The sequence below is a fragment of the Streptomyces sp. NA02950 genome (assembly GCF_013364155.1).
GTDB lineage: Bacteria > Actinomycetota > Actinomycetes > Streptomycetales > Streptomycetaceae > Streptomyces.
On the sequence record NZ_CP054916.1, the window covers coordinates 6,520,884 to 6,542,432 of the forward strand.

The window sequence follows — 21,549 nt, forward strand, 5'->3', positions numbered from 1 at the left end:
AGTGTTCCGCGTCTGAGAAGTGGGCTCAGTAGGGTCTCATCACATCCGGATGAATACAGAGGGCGAGTGGGGGACGGCAGGGCGTGGCGAACGCGGAGCGGAGCGGACTGGGGACAACCCCGGGCTCGGGGTCGGGATCCGGCGCCGTCGGGGCAGGGGCGTCACGGACCAGAATGGTGCTGGGAGCCCTGTGGCTGCTGGCCGGTGTACTGGCGGCCCGTCAGGCCGCGGCGGTGCTGCGGCTGCCACCGGACGAGCGGCTGACCGACCTCGAGACATGGATCGGCGAGCACGGCGTCCTGCATGTGCGCGGATCGCTCTACGACGGGGACGCGTTCACCGGCACCCCCTTCTCCGGGCTGGTGCTCAAACCGCTGACCCGCGCCGCCGAGCAGAGCCTCGGGGTCGCCTGGACGTTCGGCACCCTGCTGCTCGTCGTGGTCCTCGGCCTCGTCGCCGCCCGCGCCCTGCCCGGCCCGGTCTCCCGGCGCACCTCGCTGCTGGCCGCGCCCCTGGGCATCTGCCTGCTGGTGCTCTCGCTCCCGGTGCGCAGCACCTTCACCCTCGGCCAGACCAGCGTCATCCCGGTGCTGCTGGTCGTCCTCACCGTGATGCCCAGGACCTCCGGACGGCAGGCGGGTGTGCTCATCGGGGTGGCCGCGGCGCTCCAGCCCGCGCTGCTGCTGTTCGCGGTCGTGATGTGGCTCGTCGGACGGCGCCGCGCGGCCGCGCTCGCGGGTGCGACGTTCGCCGCCTGCACCGCGCTGGCCTGGGCCGCGATGCCGCAAGACTCCTGGACGTACTGGGCGCACCACATCGGCGGCGCCGGACTCGGCGCACCCGCCGACAGCCTGGCCAACCAGTCCCTGCACGGGCTGCTGCTGCGCATCGGCCTCGCGGGCCCGGCCGAACTGGGGCTGCTCGCGCTGCTGGCGGTGACGGTCGTGGTGGTCGGTCTGCGCCGCGCGGTGCGCTACGCCCAGGACGGTCAGCTGCTGCTGGCCGCCGCGATCACCGGCTGTGTGGCGCTGGCGGTCTCGCCCACCTCCTGGCAGTACCAGCAGTTGTGGATCCTGCTGGCCGTGGTCGGCCGGGTCGGCAAACGCGCCTCGGACCGGCTGGTGTGGCCGATGCTGGTGGTGCTGGTGATGTCGCTCAACCGTACGGCGCTGCTGCCCGACATCGAGGTTCTCGGCCATATCGGCTACAACGCACCGCTGCTGGCCGCGCTCGCCGCCGCCTGTGTGGTGCCGTTCCTCTCCCGGGCCTCGCCGGTGTGGGACAGCCCGGTCCCGACTCCGGTGGTGGAGCCCGCGAAGAGCCGCTTCTCCTGGGTGCCGTTACTCCGCTTCCTGCGGCGGCCGCTGTCCCGCCCCAATCTGATGCTCGAACTGATGCTGATCCGCGTCGGCTACTTCGCGTACTCGTGGATCCGCGGCCACGCGCCCGACGAACGCGGTGTCGCCGAGGGCCACGGGGACCAAGTCCTCACGCTCGAGGGCTGGCTGCACATCGACATCGAGCACTGGTTCAACGGGATCGTGGCGGATACGTCGTGGCTGGCGCACAGCATGAACTGGTACTACAGCACCTTCCACTTCCTGATCCCGCTGTCGCTGCTGGGCTGGCTGTATCTGCGCCGCCCGGCCACCTACCGCTGGGCCCGTACCCCACTGGCGTTCGCCACCCTGCTCGCGCTGGTCGGCTTCTGGCTCTACCCGCTCGCCCCGCCGCGGCTGATGGGCCTGGGGTACGTGGACACCGCGCACGGTCCGCAGGATCTCCGGAACCCGGACTTCGGCGCGCTGACCAAGCTGTCCAACCAGTACGCCGCCATGCCCTCGCTGCACGTGGGGTGGTCGCTGTGGTGCGGGGTGGTGATCGCGATCGTGGCGCCGTACGTCTGGGCGAAGGTGCTCGGCGCGCTGTACCCGCTGCTCACGACGGCCGTGATCGTGGGCACCGCGAACCACTACCTTCTGGACGCGATCGGCGGCGCGGTCATCGTGTCGGCCGGGTTCGGCCTCCAGTACCTGCTGCTCGGCGTGGGCACGTGCCCGCACGAGGAGGCGCCACCGCTGTCGGCGACGATGGGCGCCGCGGTCGCCCGGGCCCGTGGACTGGTACCGGGGCTGGTGCGGCAGCGCGGCGGACGGCACGACGATGCCGAGCCCGTCGAGGAGCCCCAGTCCGCCGCGGACGGGCCCCCAAAGGGGGGTAGTCCTCGCGTTGAGCGGCATGACCAGCGGGTCTAGCGTTGAAAGAGGGCGGAAAGGAGCGAAAGCGCGTTGCACGGGGGATCCGGGAATCGAGACGGGGATCGGGACCCCGACCGAGGAGGGATCAAGGATGTTGCTGGTGAAGGCAGCAACCGCGGCGGTCGCCATAGGTGCCTCCATGGCCCTCGCGACACCCGCGGTCGCCGCGTCGCCACACCCCTTCGTCTTCGTCCACGACACGTTCCAGCCTGCGGCACAGGCGCAGAACGCCGGTGCGGTGACCTACGACAAGCAGCTGGTGCCGACGACCGCGAGCGTGTTCATCGCGGAGGCGCGGGTGGGCGGCAAGGGCATGAAGAACCACGAGGGTGCGCACGGCCACGAGCACGGTTACCGCATGATGCACCACGGAACGTTCGTGTTCATCAGCCTGCGCGGCCTCGCGCCCGACCATCACTTCGGGATCCATGTCCATACGAAGCCGTATGGCACCAAGCCCGACTCGTCGGGGCCGCACTACCAGAACAAGCAGGACCCGAAGCAGCCCTCGACCAATCCCCAGTTCGCCAACCCGCACAACGAGGTGTGGCTCGACCTCACCACCAACTCGGTCGGCAAGGGCTGGTCCAAGTCGTGGGTGAAGTGGCACTTCCGGGCCGGTGAGGCGCGTTCGGTGGTGATCCACGAGCATGCCACCAGTACCCGGCAGGGGAAGGCGGGGATGGCCGGGGACCGGGTGGCCTGTGTGAACGTCCCGTTCAAGTGACCGCTGTACCCGCTATGCCCGCTGTGCCCGCTGTGACGCCTAGCCCACCCGCTGGTCCGGCCGCTGCGCGTAGGCCACCCGCAGCTCCTTGATCCCGTTGAGCCATGCCGAGCGCAGCCGCCGTGGATCGCCGGTGAGCCGGATGTCCGGGACGGCGTCCGCGATCGCGTTGAAGATCAGCCGGATCTCCAGCTCCGCGAGGCTCCTGCCGAGGCAGAAGTGCGGTCCGCCGCCGCCGAAGCCGAGATGGGGGTTGGGGTCGCGGGTGATGTCGAAGACCTCGGGGCGGTCGAAGACCTCCGGGTCGTTGTTGGCGGAGGAGTAGAACACCCCGACCCGCTGTCCCGCGCGGATCCGCGCACCGCCGAGTTCGGTGTCCCGGGTGGCGGTGCGCTGGAAGGACATCACGGGGGTGGCCCAGCGGACGATCTCGTCCGCGGCGGTGGCCGGGCGTTCGCGCTTGAACAGTTCCCACTGGTCGGGGTGGGTGAGGAAGGCGTGCATCCCGTGGCTGATGGCGTTGCGCGTCGTCTCGTTTCCGGCCACCGCGAGCAGCAGCACGAAGAAGCCGAACTCGTCGGACTGGAGATTGCCTTCGTCCTCGGCGGCCACCAGCCGGCTGACGATGTCCTGGGCGGGGCGGGCCTTGCGGTCGACGGCCAGGTTCATCGCGTAGGAGATCAGCTCCATGGCCGACTCGGCGCCGATCTCCTCGGTGATGGCGAGCTCCGGATCGTCGTACGCCACCATCTTGTTGGACCAGTCGAAAATCTTGGAGCGGTCCCGCTGGGGGACGCCGATCAGCTCGGCGATGGCCTGGAGCGGCAGTTCGCAGGCGATGTCGGTGACGAAGTCCCCGGTGCCGTTCGCCTTCGCCTCCGTCACGATGCGCACGGCGCGGTCGCGCAGGGCGCCCTCCAGCGCGCGGATGGCCCGCGGGGTGAAACCGCGCTGGACGATCTGGCGGACCCGGGTGTGCTCGGGCGGATCCATATTGAGCATGATCAGCTTCTGGACGTCGATCTGCTCGCGCTGGATGTGCTCGTTGAAGCGGATGATGGCGGTGTTGCGGTGCGAGGAGAAGATCTCGGGCCGGGTGGACACCTCCTTCACATCCGCGTGGCGGGTGACGGCCCAGTACCCGTCGTCCTGGAACCCGGCGACGCCGTGCGGCTGCGCGTTCCACCACACCGGGGCGGTCCGGCGCAGCAGGGCGAGCTCCGGGAGGGGCACCCGGTGCTGGTGGAGGTCGGGGTCGGTGAGATCGAAGCCCTCGGGGAGCGCTGGACACGACATCGGCCACTCCAGATTCCAGATCCCGTAGATCTGACGGCCCATCAGAAGTGTCCGCAACGTAGTAACCGGTTCTACAAGTGGCAAGAGATATGGCGGCCATTGTTGTCGTGAACGGCCCGACTCGGGCTCTGCACAACCCTTGCGCCGCCGGGGCGGGCGTCAGCAGACTGAGGGCGGAACTAGAACACGTACTAGTTGCATAGGTAGTACGTACGCTACGGGCGCGGGTGCTGCCGGGAGCCCCGCGGAGGCGAGGACGAGGAGAGGACGAGACATGGCCGCGGAACCCGTCATCGTCGAAGCCGTACGCACCCCCATCGGCAAGCGCGGTGGCGCGCTGGCCAATCTGCATCCCGCCTATCTGCTCGGCGAGACCTACCGCGAACTCCTCGCCCGCACCGGTATCCAGCCCGACTGCGTCGAGCAGATCGTCGGCGGCACGGTGACCCACGCGGGTGAGCAGTCGATGAACCCCGCGCGCACCGCCTGGCTGGCGATGGGCCTGCCGTACGAGACCGCGGCGACCACGGTGGACTGTCAGTGCGGCTCCTCGCAGCAGGCGAATCACATGGTGGCCAACATGGTCGCCACCGGGGTCATCGACATCGGGATCGGCTGCGGGGTCGAGGCCATGTCGCGGGTGCCGCTGGGCAGTGGCTCCAAGCACGGTCCGGGCAAACCGTTCCCGGACGAGTGGAACGTCGATCTGCCCAACCAGTTCGAGGCGGCCGAGCGGATCGCCCGCAACCGCGGGCTGACCCGGGAGAAGGTGGACGCCCTCGGGCTGCTCTCGCAGGAGCGGGCCGGGCGGGCGTGGGCCGAGGAGCGTTTCAAACACGAGACGTTCGCCGTGCAGGTGCCCACGACCGAGGAGGAGCAGGCGGCCGGACAGGGGATGTGGCGGCTGGTCGACCGGGACGAGGGGCCGCGCGACACCAGCACGGAGGCGCTGTCCCGGCTGAAGCCCATCATGCCGACCGCCGTGCACACCGCGGGCAACTCCTCGCAGATCTCCGACGGCGCGTGTGCGGTGATGTGGGCCTCCAAGCGGATGGCGCGCGCCCTCAAGCTGAAGGCGCGCGCCCGGATCGTGGCCCAGGCGCTGGTCGGCGCGAATCCGCACTTCCACCTCGACGGCCCGATCGACGCCACGCGGGCGGTGCTGGGCAAGGCCGGGATGTCGCTCAAGGACATCGACGTGGTGGAGATCAACGAGGCGTTCGCCTCCGTGGTGCTGTCCTGGGCGCAGGTCTTCGAACAGGACCTGGAGAAGGTGAATGTGAACGGTGGCGCGATCGCGCTGGGTCATCCGGTCGGTGCCACCGGCGCCCGGCTGATCACCACCGCCCTACATGAACTGGAGCGCGCCGACCGGGAGTTCGCGCTGATCACGATGTGCGCGGGCGGCGGCCTCGCGACGGGGACCATCATCCAGCGGCTGTGACACCGGGAGCGCGCACTGCCGGCCGGTGGGCGGGCCCGGTGCGTACGACCGGGCCCGCCCGTCCCGTGTGCGGTCAGCGCTCGCCTCAGCGCTCCTCGAACACGGCCGTCGCGTCGAAGGCCGCCCGGCGGGTGGCCCGGCGCAGCGCCTTGAGGACGGTGCCGCCGAGCACCAGGGTCAGCACCACCGTCACCACGGCGCGCGGCAGATCCCAGCCGAGCGAGGTGGCCAGGCAGTACGCCACGAACCGGGCCAGGTTCTCGCCGACCGGATCCCCCGGCACATAGCTGATCCCCGAGGCCATGCCCTGCATCAGCGTCCAGCCCTGGAGGTTCATCACGGTGCCGTAGCACACGGACGCCACCGCCCCGTACGCCGCCAGCAGCAGCAACTCACCGCGGCCGCGCAGCCGGGAGGGGCCGGGCAGCAGCCCGGCACCCATCGACACCCACCCCATCGCCAGCATCTGGAACGGCATCCACGGTCCCACTCCGCCGGTGAGCAGCGCGGAAGCGAACATCGACACGGCGCCCAGCACAAACCCGAAACCGGGCCCCAGCACCCGCCCCGACAGCACCATCAGGAAGAACATCGGCTCGATCCCGGCCGTCCCCGCGCCCAGCGGACGCAGGGCCGCACCGGCGGCCGCCAGCACCCCGATCATCGCGATGGCCTTCGCGTCCAGACCGGTGTCGGCGATGGTGGCCACGACCACGGCCAGCAGCAGCGGCAGCAGGGCGGCGAACAGCCAGGGCGCGTCGGCGGCGTGGGTGGTGACACCGGAGTCGCCCGGTGCGAACAGCGGCCAGCCGAAGGCCACCGTCCCGACCGCGGACACCAGCGCCAGCGCGGCCACCGACCGCGGCCCCAGCCGCACCGGCCGCACCCGCCGCCCCGGTGTGTCAACGGCGTCCGGTGCGCTCATGGCGCCGCCTCCAGCGCCTGGCGCACCTGCGGTACGGTCAGCCACGGCAGCGGTGCCAGGATCTTCGCCACCTGCGGGGCGAAGGCGGGCGAGGAGACCACGACCTCCGCCATCGGCCCGTCCGCCACCACCTCCCCCTCGGCCAGGACGACCACCCGGTGCGCGAGTTCGGCCGCCAGCTCCACATCATGCGTGGCCAGCATGGTGGCATGGCCGTCCGCCGCCAGCTCCCGCACCACCTCCACCAGCCGCGCCTTCGCCGCGTAGTCCAGTCCGCGGGTCGGCTCGTCGAGCAGGAGCAGCGGGGGGCGGGCGGTCAGGACGACCGACAGGGCGAGGGCCAGCCGCTGGCCCTCCGACAGATCGCGGGGGTGGGTGGTGTCCGCCACGTCCGGCAGCAGCCGCGCGACCAGCGCCCGGCAGGTGCCCGGGGCCGCGTCCGCGTCCCGGTCGGCCGCGGCGCACTCGGCGGCGACCGTGTCCGCGCAGAGCAGATCGCGCGGCTCCTGCGGTACGAGGCCGACGTGGCGCAGGAGTTCGGCGGGCCGGGTGCGGTGCGGATCCACCCCGCCGTCGCCCGCGGCGCCGCCCACGCGCACCGATCCGGCGGCGGGCCGGTGCATACCGACCAGGCTCGCCAGCAGTGTGGACTTGCCCGCGCCGTTGCGCCCCATCAGCGCCACCGTCTCACCGGGCCGCACCGACAGACCGACCCCGCGCAGCGCCTCGACCCGGCCGTGGCGTACGGCCAGCCGGGACACCTCGGCCACCGGCGCGCCCGGCGCGGGTTCGGCCACCGCGTGCGGGGCGGCATCCGCGAGGCGTTCCCGCAGCGGCCCGGCCCTGCGGCGCGCGTCGCGCACCGACAGCGGGACCGGCGACCATCCGGCGAGGCCGCCGAGGGCCACCACCGGCGGCTGGACGGGCGAGACCGGCATGATCTCGGCCGGTGCGCCGACCAGTGGGGCGGCGCCGGGGGAGGGCAGCAGGATCACCTGGTCCGCGTACTGCACCACCCGCTCCAGACGGTGTTCGGCCATCAGCACGGTGGTGCCGAGGTCGTGCACCAGCCGTTGCAGTACGGCCAGCACCTCCTCGGCCGCGGCCGGGTCCAGCGCGGAGGTGGGCTCGTCCAGGACCAGCACCCGGGGGTGGGTGGTGAGCACCGAACCGATGGCGACGCGCTGCCGCTGACCGCCGGAGAGATCCGCGATGGGGCGGTCGCGCAGCTCGGCCAGGCCGAGCAGGTCGAGCGTCTCCTCGACCCGGCGGCGCATGGTGTCCGGCGGGACGCCCAGCGACTCCATGCCGTAGGCGAGTTCGTCCTCGACGGTGTCGGTGACGAAGTGGGCCAGCGGATCCTGCCCCACGGTGCCCACCACATCGGCCAGTTCACGCGGCTTGTGGGTGCGGGTGTCACGGCCCGCGACCGTGACCCGTCCGCGCAGGGTGCCGCCGGTGAAGTGCGGCACCAGTCCGGAGACGGCGCCCAGCAGGGTGGACTTGCCCGACCCGGACGGGCCGACCAGCAGACACAGCTCGCCCTCGGGAACGGTCAGGTCCACCTCGCGCAGCGCGGGCCGGGCCGCGCCCTCGTAGGTGACGGACACCTGCTCGAAGCGGATCACGGTGTGACCTCCTCGGAATCTGCGTCGGGTCGGCCGTCCGGCCGGGCGTCGTGGGGCCGCCGCTCCGCGGCCGGGCGGTCGGCGGCGGGCCGGTCGGGGCGCGGGCCGGGCACGGCCGGTCCCGGTTCCGGCCCCGGCCCCGGTCCGGATTCTGGTCCCGGTTCCGCCGTCGGCTCCGGCGTCCGTCCCGGGGGCGCGGGGGCCACGAACGCCGGGAGCAGCCCGAGCAGTACCCCGGCCGCGGGCCACAGCGGCAGGGTCGGCGCGGTGAGCGGGACGGCGGGCGGTTGCAGCGCCCGCGGCGCGTAAGACGCGGCCCAGATCATCGCCGCCGCGGCCGCCGCGCCCGAGCCCGACACCAGCCACGCCCGTACCCCCCACCGGTCCGGCCGGTAGCGGGTGCGCACCGAGCGGCGGCCGCCCAGCCACAGTCCGCCGAGCGCGGCGGCGAGCCCCGCGAGCAGCAACGGCAGCCCGTAGCCCGCGCCTTCGGCCGCCAGCAGTCCGTACGTTCCGCAGCACACACCGAGCAGCCCGCCCAGCGTCAGGGCCGTGGTGACGCGCCGTACGGCCGGTGGCACCCGCGCGGTACGGCCGTAGCCGCGCGCGTCCATGGCCGCCGCCAGCGCCACCGACCGCTCCAGCGCGCCCTCCAGCACCGGAAGTCCGACCTGGAGCAGGGCGCGGATCCCGCGGTCGGGGCGGCCGCGCAGCCGGCGGGCGGCGCGCAGCCGCTGGACGTCGGACACCAGCCGGGGCGCGAAGGTCATCGCCACCACGATCGCCACCCCGGCCTCGTACAGCGCACCGGGCAGGGACTTGAGCAGCCGGGCCGGACTGGCCAGCGCGTTGGCCGCGCCGACACAGATCAGGAGGGTGGCCAGCTTGAGTCCGTCGCAGCGAACACCAGCCCCTCGGCGGTGACCCGGCCTCCGATCCGCACCCCCCGCGCCCAGTCGGGGAGCGGGACTTCGGGAAGGGTGAACACCACCCGGGTGCCGGGGATCGGCGAGCCCAGGAACACCGCGAAGAACAACCGGATCGTCAGCACCACCAGCCCCAGCTTCAGGAAGGCGGTGTACGAGCGGGCCCAGGGCGCGTCGGTGCGGCGCGCCGCGACCACATGGCCCGCGACCGCGATCACCAGTCCGAGCAGCAGCGGATTGGTGGTGCGGGACGCGGCCGTGGCCAGCCCCAGGGCCCACAGCCACCAGGCGCCCGCGTGCAGCGCGCCGCCGCGGGTGGCGGCGGGCGGGCGCAGGCGGGCGGTCAGGCGGGCGGCAAGCCCGGGGTCGCGGTCCCGGGCCCGGCCGGAACCGGCGCCCGGACCGCGGGTGGTGCGCGGGGGCGTGGTGCTCATGTGCGGCGGCGTCGCGCCTGCCGGACGCCCGCGGCCCCGAGGACGACGACGGCCGCGATCCCACCGATCAGTCCGGCCGACGGACCGCCGTCGCCACCGTCCCCGCTCGTGCCGCCCTTGTCGGCCCCGGCCTTGGCGCCCGCACCGCTTGAGCCGGTCTTCTCGCCGCAGCCCGAGGACGGGTATCCGGCGATGGCGCACAGCAGCGCGGCGGAGTTGTAGCGCAGCGGCTTCGCGACGGCGGCCAGCACCTCCCCGGCGGTGGCCCGCTCATCGATCCGGGCGCAGTGGGTACGGGCCTTCTTGGGCGGGGTGTCACCGCCGGGCGCGTCCTCGGCCGTGCCGAAGTCGATGATCACCGCGATCCGCTTGCTGCCGTCCTTGGCCGGGGTGTCGGCGCAGATGCTGTTGAAGTCGGCGGTGCCGCGCGGCTGGACGGCGTTCCGGGAGTCCTCGCTGACGGCGAACCGGAAGCCGATCGTGTCGCCGTCGCCGGGCCGTGCCACCGAGGGCCCCTGGGTGGCGTACGTCCAGTTCGTGGCGTCGGCCTCGCGCTCCCAGAACGACCAGTAGCGATAACCCGACCCGGCCTGCGCCGGAGCCGCCCCGACCACCGGCACCAGCAGCCCGGCCAGGACGGCCACCACGGCGGAGGCCAGGCGCGACACCCCCGCCCGCCGTACCTTTCCGGTCCGCCACGGCCCGCGCCCGGCGGGGCGGGCCACTTCGCGCTCGGCGCACGGGAGGGCGCCCGCCTCGTCCCGCGCGGCTGACGGCCCCGCGTCGCGGGGAGCCTCGGCCCATGCGGCGGGCCGCCGGAGGGGCCGGGCGGCCCACCGGGCGCGGAAGGGCGGGGCGGCGCAGGGCGCTGTCCGCATCAGACCCGCTGCTTCTTCCGGCCGCTGAGCAGGAAGCCGATGCCCATACCGGCCACCGCGCAGATGCCCACGATCCACCAGACGCTGTTGCTGTCGTCCTTCTCGTCCTTGCTCTTGGCGGACGCCTCCGGGCCCGACGCGGCCTGCGGCTTCGGGCCGGTGGCGTTGAGCCGCTGAACGAGGTCGGTGCCGCCGAAGTCGCGCGGGTCGGCCCCGGCGGCGTGGGCCGCGAGCACCAGCTTGGCCAGCGCGCCCGGGTTGCCCTTGGCCCAGGCCGCCGCGCCGCCGTCCTTGCTCCGGAGCCAGGCCAGCGGCTTGGCCGCGGCCGCGCGGTGGCCGCCCGCGGAGAGCGCCACGATCGCGTCCGCGGTGCCGCCGACGTCGGGCTGGTTCTTGGCGCCGGGCATGGCGGACAGCAGGTGGCCGCCGTGTCCGGCCATGGTCGTCGAGAGGTACGCGGCGGCGCCCTCGGCGGCCTGCTCCGGGGTGCGGTCCTCGGCGCCGCTCCCGCAGGCCGGCGGCTTGGGCTTGCCGTTGTTCGCCCTGCCCTCGGTGTCCGGGACGAAGCCGCTGCCCCGTACGGCCAGCGCGGCGCTCGCGGTGGCCAGGTCGTTGGCGGCCGGTTCGCCCTTGTCCTTCTGGTATGCGAACGCCCCGCGCTCGTCCGCCTTGGCGTCGCACCCCAACTGGAGGCCGAGCAGCGCGTCGTACGGGGTCTTGCCGCTCTCGGCGGAGGTGACCTCGGCCGGGTCCACACTCGTGGCGGCGAAGGCGCCGATGGCGGCCGAGGTGGAGTTGGCGTCGCTGGGGCCGCCGGGGTTCATGCCCCAGCCGCCGTCCCCGTTCTGGTTCCGCTTCAGCCAGCCGATGCCCTTCTCGACGGCCTTCGCGCGCCCGCCCACCGCGGCCAGCGCCTGGACGGCGGCGGCGGTGGCGTCGCTGAACTCGCCCTTCTTCGGGTCGCACGCCTTGGCGGGGTCGGCCCGGTACGCGGCGAAGCCGCCGTCCTCGCACTGCTGCCCGGCCAGCCAGTCGACCGCCGACTTCGCCGGGGTGACGTCCACCGCGTCCTGAGCGAGCAGCGCCAGCGACTGCCGCCACACCCCGTCGAACTTGGGGTCCTCGGCGCCGTAGAGCCCCTTGGGCAGCGCGGAGCCGGACGCCTTCGGGGCGGGCTTGCCATCGGCGGAGGCCGCGGGGGCGACGGCCGCGCACAGGGCGGCGGAGACGGCCAGAGCCGCGACGCTGCGGCGTACGATCATGGCTGTGGTGCCTCTCGGTCAGAGTCGCTGCGACGGGCGACGTGGGGGACGGCGGGCGTACGCGTGGCCGCGCACGGCGGACCCGCCACGCGCGGAGACTCCGCGACGCGTCGGCACCGGGCTCAGCTCCGCATACCTCGACGGTGCCGCCGCCGGTGGTCCGGCGGCGGGAGCCTGCGGTGCGTCCGCCAGGTACTCCGGCTGGGCACGGCGCGCGCACGGGGCGGCGCCGCACGGTCACGGTTGCGGGTCAGCGCCGGATTCCCACCGGCTTCCCCCGAGCGGACGCGGATGAAGTTTTCCCGCATACCTTAACCGCCCGGTCGGCCCCCGATTCTCCGGGCTGTCCGGAATCGGGCGCTCCGGGAACGGCGGGCTCAGACGGCCCGGTAGGTGACCGGGTCGGTGCCGGGGACGGGTTCGGCCCGGCCCCGGGTGACCAGATGGCGCAGATGGGCCTCGGCCTCCGAGACGGCGATGTTGCGGGAGGCGTAGGGGATTTCGGCCCAGGGGCGGTTCCACTCCATGGCCTCGGCGAGCCGCCAGGGGGTGAGCGGGGTGGTGAGCAGGGCGAGGAGGCCGGTGAGGCGCTGCTCGTGGTGGTGGCGGAGGGCGCGCACCCGGGCCGGGGCGTCGGTGAAGGGGTGCTGGTGGGCGGGGAGCACCTCGGCCGGGCCGAGGGCGGCGACGCGTTCGAGGGAGGCGAGGTAGTCCCCGAGGGGGTCGGTGACGGTGGTGTCCTCGGGGTCCTCGTAGAGGCCGATGTGCGGGCTGATCCCGGGCAGCAGATGGTCGCCGGAGAAGAGGCGGCCGTGGCCGGGCGCGTTCGCGGGGTGCCGCTCCTCCAGGTGCAGACAGACATGGCCGGGGGTGTGGCCCGGGGTCCAGACGGCGCGCAGCCGGCGGCCGGGCAGGCCGAGGAGGGCGCCGGGGGCGATCTCGCGGTCGGGGAGGGCGGCCCGCTGCCCGGGGAAGGTGCCGGTGCGGCCGGCGGCGCGGGCGGTGTGCAGCGGTGCCAGATGGTCCTCGGGGGCTCCGGCCGCGGCCAGCTTTCCGGCGAGGTAGTCGAGCCGGCGGGCGGGCTCGGCGTCGCGGGTGCGGCGGACGAGCGTGGCGTCGGCGGGGTGCATGGCGATCCATGCGCCGGACGCCTCCCGCACCCGGGCGGAGAGCCCGTGGTGGTCGGGGTGGTGGTGGGTGATGAGGACGCCGTGGAGGCCGGTGACGGAGGTGCCGCACGCCTCCAGCCCGGCGGTGAGGGTGTCCCAGGCGGTCGGGTCGTCCCAGCCGGTGTCGATGAGGACCGGGCCGCGGTCGGTGTCCAGGAGGTGGACCAGGGTGTGGCCGAGGGGGTTGTCGGGGATGGGCACCGGGATGCTCCAGACCCCGCCGCCGTGGTCGGTCACCCGCACCGCTCCGGTCGTCCGCGCCGTCATCCGCGTCCCCCTGTCATCGGCTATTGCCCACTATAAACCGGAACTGAATAGCCGTCAGATTTCTCGTGTGACGCTCCGCGGCGGATCAGCGCCGACCGGCCATCGAGTGGCCGTCATTGATCGGCCGCGTCACCGGCCCGCCCGGACATCGCGTGCGGCTCGGTCTCTCCGGCCGCGTCGGCATCGGTCACGCCTCCCGAAAAGAAAGTGATGGCATTTCAGATTTCTTGCGCCGACTCCTCTTTGGTGATTGCTGGTTATCGTGATCTCTTACGGTCGCGTCGCCGGCCTTTTGGAGAGGAAGTGCCCCATGCCCACGATCAGCGTCATCACCTCTGTATACAACGGCGGCCATCATTACATTGACGAGACTTACGAATCCCTGCGCGAGCAGAAGCTTCCGGGCGGCTGGGAATGGCAATGGTGCGTCCAGGAGGACGGTCACCCCGGAATCACCGCCGGCATCCTTCCCGAGGATCCCAGGATTTCGGTCGAATCCGGACTGCGAGGGCGGGTGGCGGTGGCGCGGACACACGCTCTCGCACGTGCGACAGGAGAGTTGATCCGGACGCTGGACGCCGACGACGTATTGTTGCCGGGAGCCCTCGAGCGTGACATCGAGGCATTGGAGCGAGTTCCGTGGTGTGTTTCCGCGTGCCTTGACCTCCATGAAGACGGTCACACCTCACCGGGGCCGAACGACCCTCCGGGCGGCCCGGTCCAGCCCGGCAGGTTCTTCGACGAGGTGGTGGAACGTCGTCTGTCCGTGCAGACGACAACCTTCGCCGCGCGCCGTCCTCTTGTTCTTGCGCTCGGAGGCTGGCCCGCACTGACCGGAGCCGAAGGGGTGGCCCTGCTGCTCGCCGCGGAAGTGGTAGCCCCCGGCGAGTTCATCGCGGAACCGAGCATCCTTTACCGGAAACACCCCGACCAGACCACCGCGGCGGATCGTTACTGGGACCCGGCGGAGGCGACCACGCGAACGGAAGCGGGCATACGGCGGGCCCGTGCAATGCGGGAGGCCGGCTGGGCATGGTCGTGAGATCTCTGAGCCGGCGGAGCCGTGTCGCCGCGCCGGCTGGCGAAACGCGCGGCGGCCCGGGGACGGTCCAGGCGCCATGAGGAGAGCTCCAGCAGCGCCCCAGGCGCTGGCCGGCGCCCGTTCCGTCACGAGGCTGGCCTCGTGTGTCGAGAGCTGGTATCAGTTCTGATGCTGCGTCAGGTATTCGTGCGCGAGGGTGTTCCTGGGCGGGAGGCATCAGCGATGGGCGACCTCATCGAGTACGGACAGCTCTTCATCGGCGGGGTGCAGGTCGATCCGGCGGGCACGGAGACCATCGAGGTCGTCTCGCCGCACACCGAGCGGGTCATCGGGCGGGTGCCGCACGCGGCGCGGGCGGATGTGGACCGGGCGGTGGCGGCGGCGCGCACGGCCTTCGACGAGGGGCCGTGGCCCCGGATGAGCCCGGACGAGCGGATCGCCGTGGTGACCCGGATCAAGGACGCCATCGCGATGCGCCACGAGGAGCTGGCCCGGATCATCAGCGCCCAGAACGGCTCCCCGTACTCCTGGAGCGTGCCGGCCCAGGCGCTCGGCGCGATGATGGTGTGGGACGCCGCGCTCACCGTCGCGCGCGGCGCCGTCCACGAGGAGCGGCGGGACGGCTGTCTCGGACCGCTGCTGGTGCGGCGTGAGCCGGTCGGGGTGGTCGCGGCCGTGGTGCCGTGGAACGTCCCGCAGTTCGTGGCGGCGGCCAAACTGGCCCCGGCGCTGCTGGCGGGGTGCACGGTGGTCCTCAAGCCCTCGCCGGAAACCCCGCTGGACTCCTATGTGCTGGCGGAGATCCTGACCGGGGCGGGGGTGCCCGAGGGGGTGGTGTCCATCCTTCCGGCGGACCGGGAGGTCAGTGAGTACCTGGTCGGGCATCCGGGCGTGGACAAGGTGTCGTTCACCGGATCGGTGGCGGCGGGCAAGCGGGTGATGGAGGTCGCCTCACGCCATCTGACCCGGGTGACACTGGAGTTGGGCGGCAAGTCGGCGGCCGTCATCCTGCCGGACGCCGATCTGGACGCGGCGGTCGCCGGGATCGTCCCCAACGCCTGGATGAACAACGGTCAGGCGTGTGTGGCCCAGACCCGGATCCTCGCCCCGCGCGGCCGCTACGACGAGATCGCCGAACGCCTCACCGCCGCTGCCTCCGCCCTGGTCGTCGGTGATCCCCTGGACCCCGCCACCCAGGTCGGCCCGCTGGTCACCCGGCGGCAGCGGCAGCGGTCGCTGGACTACATCGCGCGAGGACAGCGCGAGGGCGCCAAGGTGCTGACCGGCGGCGGACGTCCGGCCGGGCGGGACACCGGCTGGTACGTGGAACCCACGCTCTTCGGCGATGTCACCAACACCATGCGGATCGCCCGCGAGGAGATCTTCGGCCCGGTGATCTGTCTGCTGCCGTACGGGGACGAGGAGGAGGCGGCCCGGATCGCCGACGACTCCGACTACGGCCTGTCGGGCAGTGTGTGGACGGCGGACACCGCGCGCGGGGTGGCGTTCGCGCGGCGGATCCGCACCGGCACCTACTCCGTCAACACCTTCGGTCTGGACATGCTGGGCCCCTTCGGCGGCTACAAGGACTCCGGTCTGGGGCGGGAGTTCGGGCCCGAGGGATACGCCGCGTATCTGGAGCACAAGATGATCCACCTGCCCCAGGGGTGGGACGGGGAGCCGGTCTGATGGGCGACCGCTGGCAGATCGAGGTGGACCGCGGCGTCTGTGTCGGCTCCGGTCTGTGCGCGAGCACCGCGCCCGGCGGATTCCGGCTGGACACCGCCCGGCAGGCGCATCCGGTGGCGGCGGAGGCCGACGCGTCCGAGGCGGTGCTCGCGGCGGCCGAGGGCTGCCCGGTCGAGGCCATCGCCATCCGGCTGCGCGACGGTGGCGAACAGGTCTTTCCGCCGGACGAGTAGGCGACCGAGGACCGGCGGGCCGGATCCGGGAGGGATCCGGCCCGGGGGCCGCGGGGTCAGACCCAGCCCTCGGCGTGCGAGATGCGGATGGCGTCCACGCGATTGCGCGCCCCGGTCTTCCGGGTGATCGCGGCCAGGTAGTTGCGGATCGTCCCGTTGGACAGATGGAGGGTCCGGGCGATCTCGGCGATCGAGGCGCCGCCGGCGGCGAGCGAGAGCACCCCCAGTTCACGCTGGGTCAGCGGGATCTCGGCCGCCTGGAGAAAGCCGTAGCCGAGCGAGTCGTCGACGAACCGCTGCTTGTTGGCCACCTGCCGGATGCCGTCCAGCAGCCGCTGCGGCGGGGCGTCCTTGTCGATGTAGCCGAGGGCCTGCGCCTCATGGGCGCGGCGCAGCGGGCCGGGACGCCCCGCGGTGGCCAGGACCAGGAGTTCGCACGCACCGTGGTCGCCGGAGGCGGCGCTCACGATCTTCTTCAGCTCCCCTCTGCGGCCGGGCCCGTCGTAGCCGGTGCAGTCGGTGTCCATGACGCACACATGGGGTTGTAAGGAGCGCGCTCTGCTACGCGCGTCACGCCAGGAGGACGCGGTCACGTCGATGCCCGGTTCAGCCCGTATCAGCGTCGCCAGCGCGGATCGCAGCAGGCACGAGTCGTGCACCAGAAGTACCCGTATCACGGACTTCTCCACCCCCAGTGAAGTGAACTTTCATCGCACGCCGTTGTTGCTCGCTCGCGCGCCGTTCATGAATACCGGGATTGCCTGGGCCGTGAACGCAGGTTTTGCGCCAACGGGGAGCGCGCGGGCGCATAAACAACCGCCCTGGAGTTCGTAAGGGGCGCGCGAGGATGGCGTGCGCCCCTGGCGCGCGGTGGCGAATGCCGATCGAGGGCATGCGGAAGCGCTGGGCTGCGCCGCGTGGGGTCAGTGGGACGGGGTGGGAGCCGTGAGGTCGATCAGACGGCACACCGTCTCGATGTCGATCTTCACCTGGGCGATCGAGGCACGCCCCGAAAGCCAGGTGATCAGTGCCGAGTGCCAGGTGTGCTCGATGACGCGGACGGCGGAGAGCTGCTCCGGCGTCGGCGGCCTCTCCAGCCCCATCGCGTCGAGGATGATCGCGGTGGTGAGCCGGGAGACCGTGTCCACCTCCGGGCTCACCGACCGGTCGGCGAAGGTGAGCGCCCGGACCATGGCGTCGGCCAGATGAGGTTCGCGCTGGAGCGCACGGAAGGCGCGCATCAGGGTCTGGGCGACCCGGGCTGCCGGGTCCCCGTCCGTCGGCGGGCGTTTGCGGAGCGCCTCGTGCATGTGCTGGAGCTGGTCCTGCATGGTCGCGACCAGCAGATGGACCTTGGAGGGGAAGTAGCGGTAGAGGGTGCCGAGCGCAACACCGGAGTTCTCGGCCACCTCGCGCATCTGGACCGCGTCGAAGCCGCCGCGACTGGCCAGCCGGGCGCTGGCGTGCAGGATGCGGCGGCGGCGTGCCTCCTGCCGCTCGGTCAGCTGCAAGGGGGCTGGCTTGACTTCTGCGGTCATATGTCCCACTTCGATGTGTTGCGTCTGCGGGTCCCAGCGGACTCGAGCATGATGGCAGGCCCGGCCCGGGGGTGCGAGCCACCGGAACCATCACTGAAACTCGTTCTAGGCTAGCGCGGCGGGCGCCCGCCGTACCGGTGTCTGCGCAGTTGAGGCAGGTTGCTGCCGTCCGGGCGAGGGGTCGGGGCCCGGCGCCTCCCGCACAACCGCGCCGGATGCCGGCAACGCGGTCCGTGGGCCGGGCCGCGCTTGGTGACCGCTCCCTGGGGCGGGGGGTTTGCCCCCCTCGCGCCGATATCGCCCGACCCCTCGCGGAGGTGGCTCATACGCTCGGTTACCGAGTGGTAGGAATCACCTGTTCCGGCTCTCGCGAAGTCACGAGAGCCAGGTATCTTCGAGACTTCTCGGGCGATCCGATAGTGAAACTTGTTCTAGATAATCGGAAGCGGTTACGCTCCCGCTGAACTGCACCTAGGAGGGGGCGCGAGTGACCGCAGAGGCCGCGCAGGAGATCGGGCCCGACCCACTTCGAGTGGAGCCCCCCACCGCCACCGACCGGCCGCTGCGCATCGCGCTGCTCAGCTACAAGGGGAACCCCTTCTGCGGCGGCCAGGGCGTCTATGTCCGCCATCTCTCCCGGGAGTTGGCCCGGCTCGGCCACACCGTCGAGGTCATCGGCGCCCAGCCGTACCCGGTGGTGGACACCCGGGAGGGGGTGACCCTCACCGAGCTGCCGAGCCTCGACCTCTACCGCCAGCCCGATCCGTTCCGCACCCCGCGGCCGGCCGAGTACCGGGACTGGATCGACGCCCTGGAGGTCTGCACCATGTGGACCGGCGGCTTCCCCGAGCCGCTCACCTTCAGCCTGCGCGCCCGCCGCCATCTGGCCGCCCGCCGCGGCGACTTCGACGTGATCCACGACAACCAGACCCTCGGCTACGGGCTGCTGGGGCTGGAGCGGATCGGCCTCCCCCTGGTGACCACCATCCACCACCCCATCACCGTGGACCGCCAACTCGAACTGGACGCCGCCGAGGGCTGGAAGCGCCGTGCCTCGGTGCGCCGCTGGTACGGCTTCACCCGGATGCAGAAGCGGGTGGCCCGGCGGCTGCCCTCGGTGCTCACCGTCTCCGGCTCCTCCCGCCGCGAGATAGTCGACCACCTCGGGGTGCACCCGGGGCGGGTCCATGTGGTGCACATCGGCGCGGACACCGAGCTGTTCTCGCCCGACCCGGCCGTCCCGGAGATCCCCGGGCGCGTCGTCACCACCTCCAGCGCGGACGTCCCGCTCAAGGGGCTGGTGTATCTCGTCGAGGCCCTCGCCAAGGTCCGCACCGAGCACCCCGAAGCCCATCTGGTCGTCGTCGGCAAACGCCCCGAGCAGGGCCCGGTGGCCACCGCCATCGCCCGCTACGGACTCGAGGGTGCCGTCGAGTTCGTCAAGGGCATCAGCGACGGTGAGCTGGTGGACCTGGTGCGCGGCGCCCAGGTCGCCTGTGTGCCCTCCCTCTACGAGGGGTTCTCGCTGCCCGCCGCCGAGGCCATGGCCACCGGCACCCCGCTGGTCGCCACCACCGGCGGGGCGATCCCCGAGGTCGCGGGCGCCGACGGGGAGACCTGCCTCGCCGTACCGCCCGGGGACGCCGGGGCGCTCGCCGCCTCCCTGGTCCGGCTGCTGGACGACGCCGGCCTCAGACGCCGACTCGGCGCGGCCGGACGCCAGCGGGTGCTGCGGCGGTTCACCTGGGAACAGGCCGCCCGCGGCACCGCCGAGCACTACCGCGCGGCCATCGGCGCGCGCGGCCCCGCCACCCGCGCCGGGCGCTGACCCCTTCCGAACTCCCACCAGCGACTCATCAAGCCGTGAACCCGCCGGACGAAAGCAGACCCCCGTGCTGACCGTCGATTTCTCCCGCTTCCCGCTCGCCCCCGGCGATCGTGTCCTCGACCTGGGCTGTGGCGCAGGACGGCATGCCTTCGAGTGCTACCGGCGCGGTGCGCGGGTCGTCGCCCTGGACCGCAACGGCGACGAGATACGCGAGGTCGCCCAGTGGTTCGCCGCCATGAAGGAGGCCGGAGAGGCCCCCGCCGGTGCCACCGCGACCGCCATGGAGGGCGACGCGCTCGCCCTGCCCTTTCCCGACGACAGCTTCGACGTGGTCATCATCTCCGAGGTGATGGAGCACATCCCGGACGACAAGGGCGTACTCGCCGAGATGGTGCGGGTGCTGCGGCCCGGCGGCCGGATCGCCGTCACCGTGCCGCGCTACGGCCCGGAGAAGGTGTGCTGGGCGCTGTCGGACGAGTACCACGAGGTGGAGGGCGGCCACATCCGCATCTACCGCGCCGACCAGCTCCTGGAGCGGATGCGCGAGGCCGGGCTGCGGCCGTACGGCAGCCACCACGCGCACGCCCTGCACAGTCCCTACTGGTGGCTCAAGTGCGCCTTCGGCGTGGACAACGACAAAGCGCTGCCCGTGCGGGCGTACCACAAGCTGCTGGTCTGGGACATCATGAAGAAGCCACTGGCCACCCGGGTCGCCGAACGGGCGCTGAACCCGCTGATCGGCAAGAGCTTCGTGGCGTACGCGACCAAGCCGCACACCCCCGGCGACACCGGCACCCCGCTGGAGGGGGCGTGATGGCGTACGGCCCCCGACCCGGCGGCCCGAGCCCCGGCCCCCGGACCGAACGGCTCGCGCTGCCCGGGGTGCTGACCGCCGAGGAGACCCTCCACACGATCCGCGCGATCGCCGCCGTGCAGCGCGCGGACGGCGCCATCCCGTGGTTCCGCGGCCACCACCTCGACCCGTGGGACCACATCGAGGCCGCGATGGCGCTGGACGTGGCGGGCGAGCACGAGCGCGCCGAGGCCGCCTACCGCTGGCTCGCCGACCACCAGAACGCGGACGGCTCCTGGTACGCGGCCTACCCCGACACCCCCGACGGGGTGGCCGCCACCGCGCCCACCGACCGCGGCCGCGAGACCAACTTCTGCGCCTATGTGGCCGTCGGCGTCTGGCACCACTACCTGGCCACCGGCGACGATGTGTTCCTCGACCGGATGTGGCCCACCGTCTTCCGCGCCGTCGAGTTCGTCCTCGGCCTCCAGCAGAGCGGCGGCCAGATCGGCTGGCGCAGGAACGAGGACGGCAGCCCGGACACCGACGCCCTGCTGACCGGCTCCTCCTCCGTCTACCAGGCCCTGCGCTGCGCCCTGGCCATCGCCGAGCACCGCGAGGAGCCCCAGCCCGACTGGGAGCTGTCGGCCGGAATGCTGGGCCACGCCCTACGCCATCACCCCGAGCGGTTCCTGGACAAGAACCGCTACTCGATGGACTGGTACTACCCGGTTCTCGGCGGCGCCCTCACCGGTGCCGCCGCCAAGGAACGCATCGAGGCCGGCTGGGACCGCTTCGTGGTGCCGGGGCTCGGTGTGCGCTGTGTGCACCCCAACCCCTGGATCACCGGCGGCGAGAGCTGTGAACTCGCCATCGCGCTCTGGGCGATGGGCGAGTCCGACCGCGCGGTGGACATCCTCCGGTGGCTCCACCCCCGGCTGCGTGCCGAGGACGGGATGTACTGGACCGGCTATGTCTTCGAGGACGACGCGATCTGGCCCGAGGAGCGCACCACCTGGACCGCCGGGTCGCTGGTGCTGGCCGTGGCGGCGCTGGGCGGTGACGAGGCGACCACGGCCGTCTTCGGCGGTGAGTCCCTGCCCAGGGGGCTGGACTCCGACTGCTGCCGCTGAGGCGGGGGCCGCTCAGGTCGCCGGGCGGCGTGCCGCGGGGCGGCTTCGGCCGCGGGGGCGGCATGGCGCGGGCGCCGGG

Annotated in this window: 17 protein-coding genes, 1 pseudogene and 1 riboswitch; of the genes and pseudogenes, 9 read left to right on the top strand and 9 right to left on the bottom strand. The window is 72.6% G+C overall.

Translation table 11 applies throughout. From position 1 onward, the window contains the following. Positions 1 to 173 precede the first annotated feature (173 nt). Positions 174 to 2,255: a bifunctional glycosyltransferase 87/phosphatase PAP2 family protein gene (locus tag HUT19_RS28650; protein ID WP_176183211.1), complete on the top strand. Its 2,082-nt coding sequence runs from the start codon at positions 174 to 176 to the stop codon at positions 2,253 to 2,255. Between the two features lie 94 nt (positions 2,256 to 2,349). Continuing rightward, the gene (locus HUT19_RS28655) at positions 2,350 to 2,985 is read left to right on the top strand and encodes a superoxide dismutase family protein (RefSeq protein ID WP_176183212.1); all 636 of its coding nucleotides are present in this window, start codon (positions 2,350 to 2,352) and stop codon (positions 2,983 to 2,985) included. A 39-nt stretch (positions 2,986 to 3,024) separates the two neighbouring features. Here the strand turns inward: HUT19_RS28655 and HUT19_RS28660 are convergent, their stop codons facing one another. Continuing rightward, positions 3,025 to 4,281 carry a cytochrome P450 gene (locus tag HUT19_RS28660; protein WP_176183213.1) on the bottom strand — a complete coding sequence of 419 codons (1,257 nt, stop codon included), beginning with the start codon at positions 4,279 to 4,281 and terminating at the stop codon, positions 3,025 to 3,027. Positions 4,282 to 4,555: 274 nt separating this feature from the next. Between HUT19_RS28660 and HUT19_RS28665 the strand changes: the two genes are divergently transcribed. Continuing rightward, the gene (locus tag HUT19_RS28665) at positions 4,556 to 5,725 is read left to right on the top strand and encodes a steroid 3-ketoacyl-CoA thiolase (protein ID WP_176183214.1); all 1,170 of its coding nucleotides are present in this window, start codon (positions 4,556 to 4,558) and stop codon (positions 5,723 to 5,725) included. Positions 5,726 to 5,810: 85 nt separating this feature from the next. On the opposite strand, the gene HUT19_RS28670 is transcribed toward HUT19_RS28665, so the two are convergent. The 6 genes and pseudogenes from HUT19_RS28670 to HUT19_RS28695 all read right to left on the bottom strand — a co-directional run bounded on the left by HUT19_RS28670 (position 5,811) and on the right by HUT19_RS28695 (position 13,214). After that, positions 5,811 to 6,650 (bottom strand): ECF transporter S component, encoded by an 840-nt coding sequence (locus tag HUT19_RS28670; protein ID WP_176183215.1) that lies wholly within the window; start codon positions 6,648 to 6,650, stop codon positions 5,811 to 5,813. Then, complete coding sequence (locus HUT19_RS28675) at positions 6,647 to 8,278, bottom strand: ABC transporter ATP-binding protein (RefSeq protein WP_176183216.1); 1,632 nt, start codon at positions 8,276 to 8,278, stop codon at positions 6,647 to 6,649. The genes HUT19_RS28670 and HUT19_RS28675 overlap by 4 nt, the downstream gene beginning before the upstream one ends. Further along, positions 8,275 to 9,638 (bottom strand): annotated as a pseudogene (locus HUT19_RS28680) (energy-coupling factor transporter transmembrane component T). Before HUT19_RS28680 ends, HUT19_RS28675 begins: the two are co-directional and overlap by 4 nt. Next, the gene (locus HUT19_RS28685; protein ID WP_176187417.1) at positions 9,635 to 10,306 is read right to left on the bottom strand and encodes an SCO2322 family protein; all 672 of its coding nucleotides are present in this window, start codon (positions 10,304 to 10,306) and stop codon (positions 9,635 to 9,637) included. The pseudogene HUT19_RS28680 and the gene HUT19_RS28685 overlap by 4 nt, the downstream one beginning before the upstream one ends. Before the next feature lie 209 nt (positions 10,307 to 10,515). After that, on the bottom strand, positions 10,516 to 11,778 hold the full coding sequence (locus tag HUT19_RS28690) for a prenyltransferase/squalene oxidase repeat-containing protein (RefSeq protein ID WP_176183217.1): 1,263 nt from the start codon (positions 11,776 to 11,778) through the stop codon (positions 10,516 to 10,518). Positions 11,779 to 11,947: 169 nt separating this feature from the next. Then, a riboswitch (cobalamin riboswitch) is annotated at positions 11,948 to 12,079 on the bottom strand. A 76-nt stretch (positions 12,080 to 12,155) separates the two neighbouring features. Then, positions 12,156 to 13,214, bottom strand: a complete 1,059-nt coding sequence (locus tag HUT19_RS28695; RefSeq protein ID WP_176183218.1) for an MBL fold metallo-hydrolase — start codon at positions 13,212 to 13,214, stop codon at positions 12,156 to 12,158. Positions 13,215 to 13,524: 310 nt separating this feature from the next. Between HUT19_RS28695 and HUT19_RS28700 the strand changes: the two genes are divergently transcribed. From HUT19_RS28700 to HUT19_RS28710, 3 genes are all read left to right on the top strand, one after another. Further along, positions 13,525 to 14,256 (top strand): glycosyltransferase, encoded by a 732-nt coding sequence (locus HUT19_RS28700; protein WP_176183219.1) that lies wholly within the window; start codon positions 13,525 to 13,527, stop codon positions 14,254 to 14,256. 222 nt (positions 14,257 to 14,478) lie between these two features. Next, positions 14,479 to 15,945 carry an aldehyde dehydrogenase gene (locus HUT19_RS28705; RefSeq protein ID WP_176183220.1) on the top strand — a complete coding sequence of 489 codons (1,467 nt, stop codon included), beginning with the start codon at positions 14,479 to 14,481 and terminating at the stop codon, positions 15,943 to 15,945. Next, positions 15,945 to 16,178, top strand: coding sequence for a ferredoxin (locus HUT19_RS28710; protein ID WP_176183221.1), 234 nt, complete (start codon positions 15,945 to 15,947; stop codon positions 16,176 to 16,178). Before HUT19_RS28705 ends, HUT19_RS28710 begins: the two co-directional genes overlap by 1 nt. Positions 16,179 to 16,234: 56 nt before the next feature. Here HUT19_RS28710 and HUT19_RS28715 read toward each other — a convergent pair whose 3' ends face one another. Continuing rightward, positions 16,235 to 16,855: a LuxR C-terminal-related transcriptional regulator gene (locus HUT19_RS28715; RefSeq protein WP_176183222.1), complete on the bottom strand. Its 621-nt coding sequence runs from the start codon at positions 16,853 to 16,855 to the stop codon at positions 16,235 to 16,237. Between the two features lie 246 nt (positions 16,856 to 17,101). Further along, positions 17,102 to 17,716 carry a TetR family transcriptional regulator gene (locus HUT19_RS28720; protein WP_176183223.1) on the bottom strand — a complete coding sequence of 205 codons (615 nt, stop codon included), beginning with the start codon at positions 17,714 to 17,716 and terminating at the stop codon, positions 17,102 to 17,104. A gap of 487 nt (positions 17,717 to 18,203) precedes the next feature. Between HUT19_RS28720 and HUT19_RS28725 the strand changes: the two genes are divergently transcribed. The 3 genes from HUT19_RS28725 (at position 18,204) to HUT19_RS28735 (ending at position 21,470) form a co-directional block, all read left to right on the top strand. Continuing rightward, positions 18,204 to 19,544 (top strand): glycosyltransferase family 4 protein, encoded by a 1,341-nt coding sequence (locus HUT19_RS28725; protein ID WP_176183224.1) that lies wholly within the window; start codon positions 18,204 to 18,206, stop codon positions 19,542 to 19,544. Between the two features lie 64 nt (positions 19,545 to 19,608). After that, positions 19,609 to 20,358 carry a class I SAM-dependent methyltransferase gene (locus tag HUT19_RS28730; RefSeq protein ID WP_176183225.1) on the top strand — a complete coding sequence of 250 codons (750 nt, stop codon included), beginning with the start codon at positions 19,609 to 19,611 and terminating at the stop codon, positions 20,356 to 20,358. Further along, entirely contained in the window at positions 20,358 to 21,470 is a 1,113-nt protein-coding gene (locus HUT19_RS28735) for a prenyltransferase (protein WP_176183226.1), read from the top strand. Before HUT19_RS28730 ends, HUT19_RS28735 begins: the two co-directional genes overlap by 1 nt. The last annotated feature ends 79 nt before the right edge of the window (positions 21,471 to 21,549 follow it).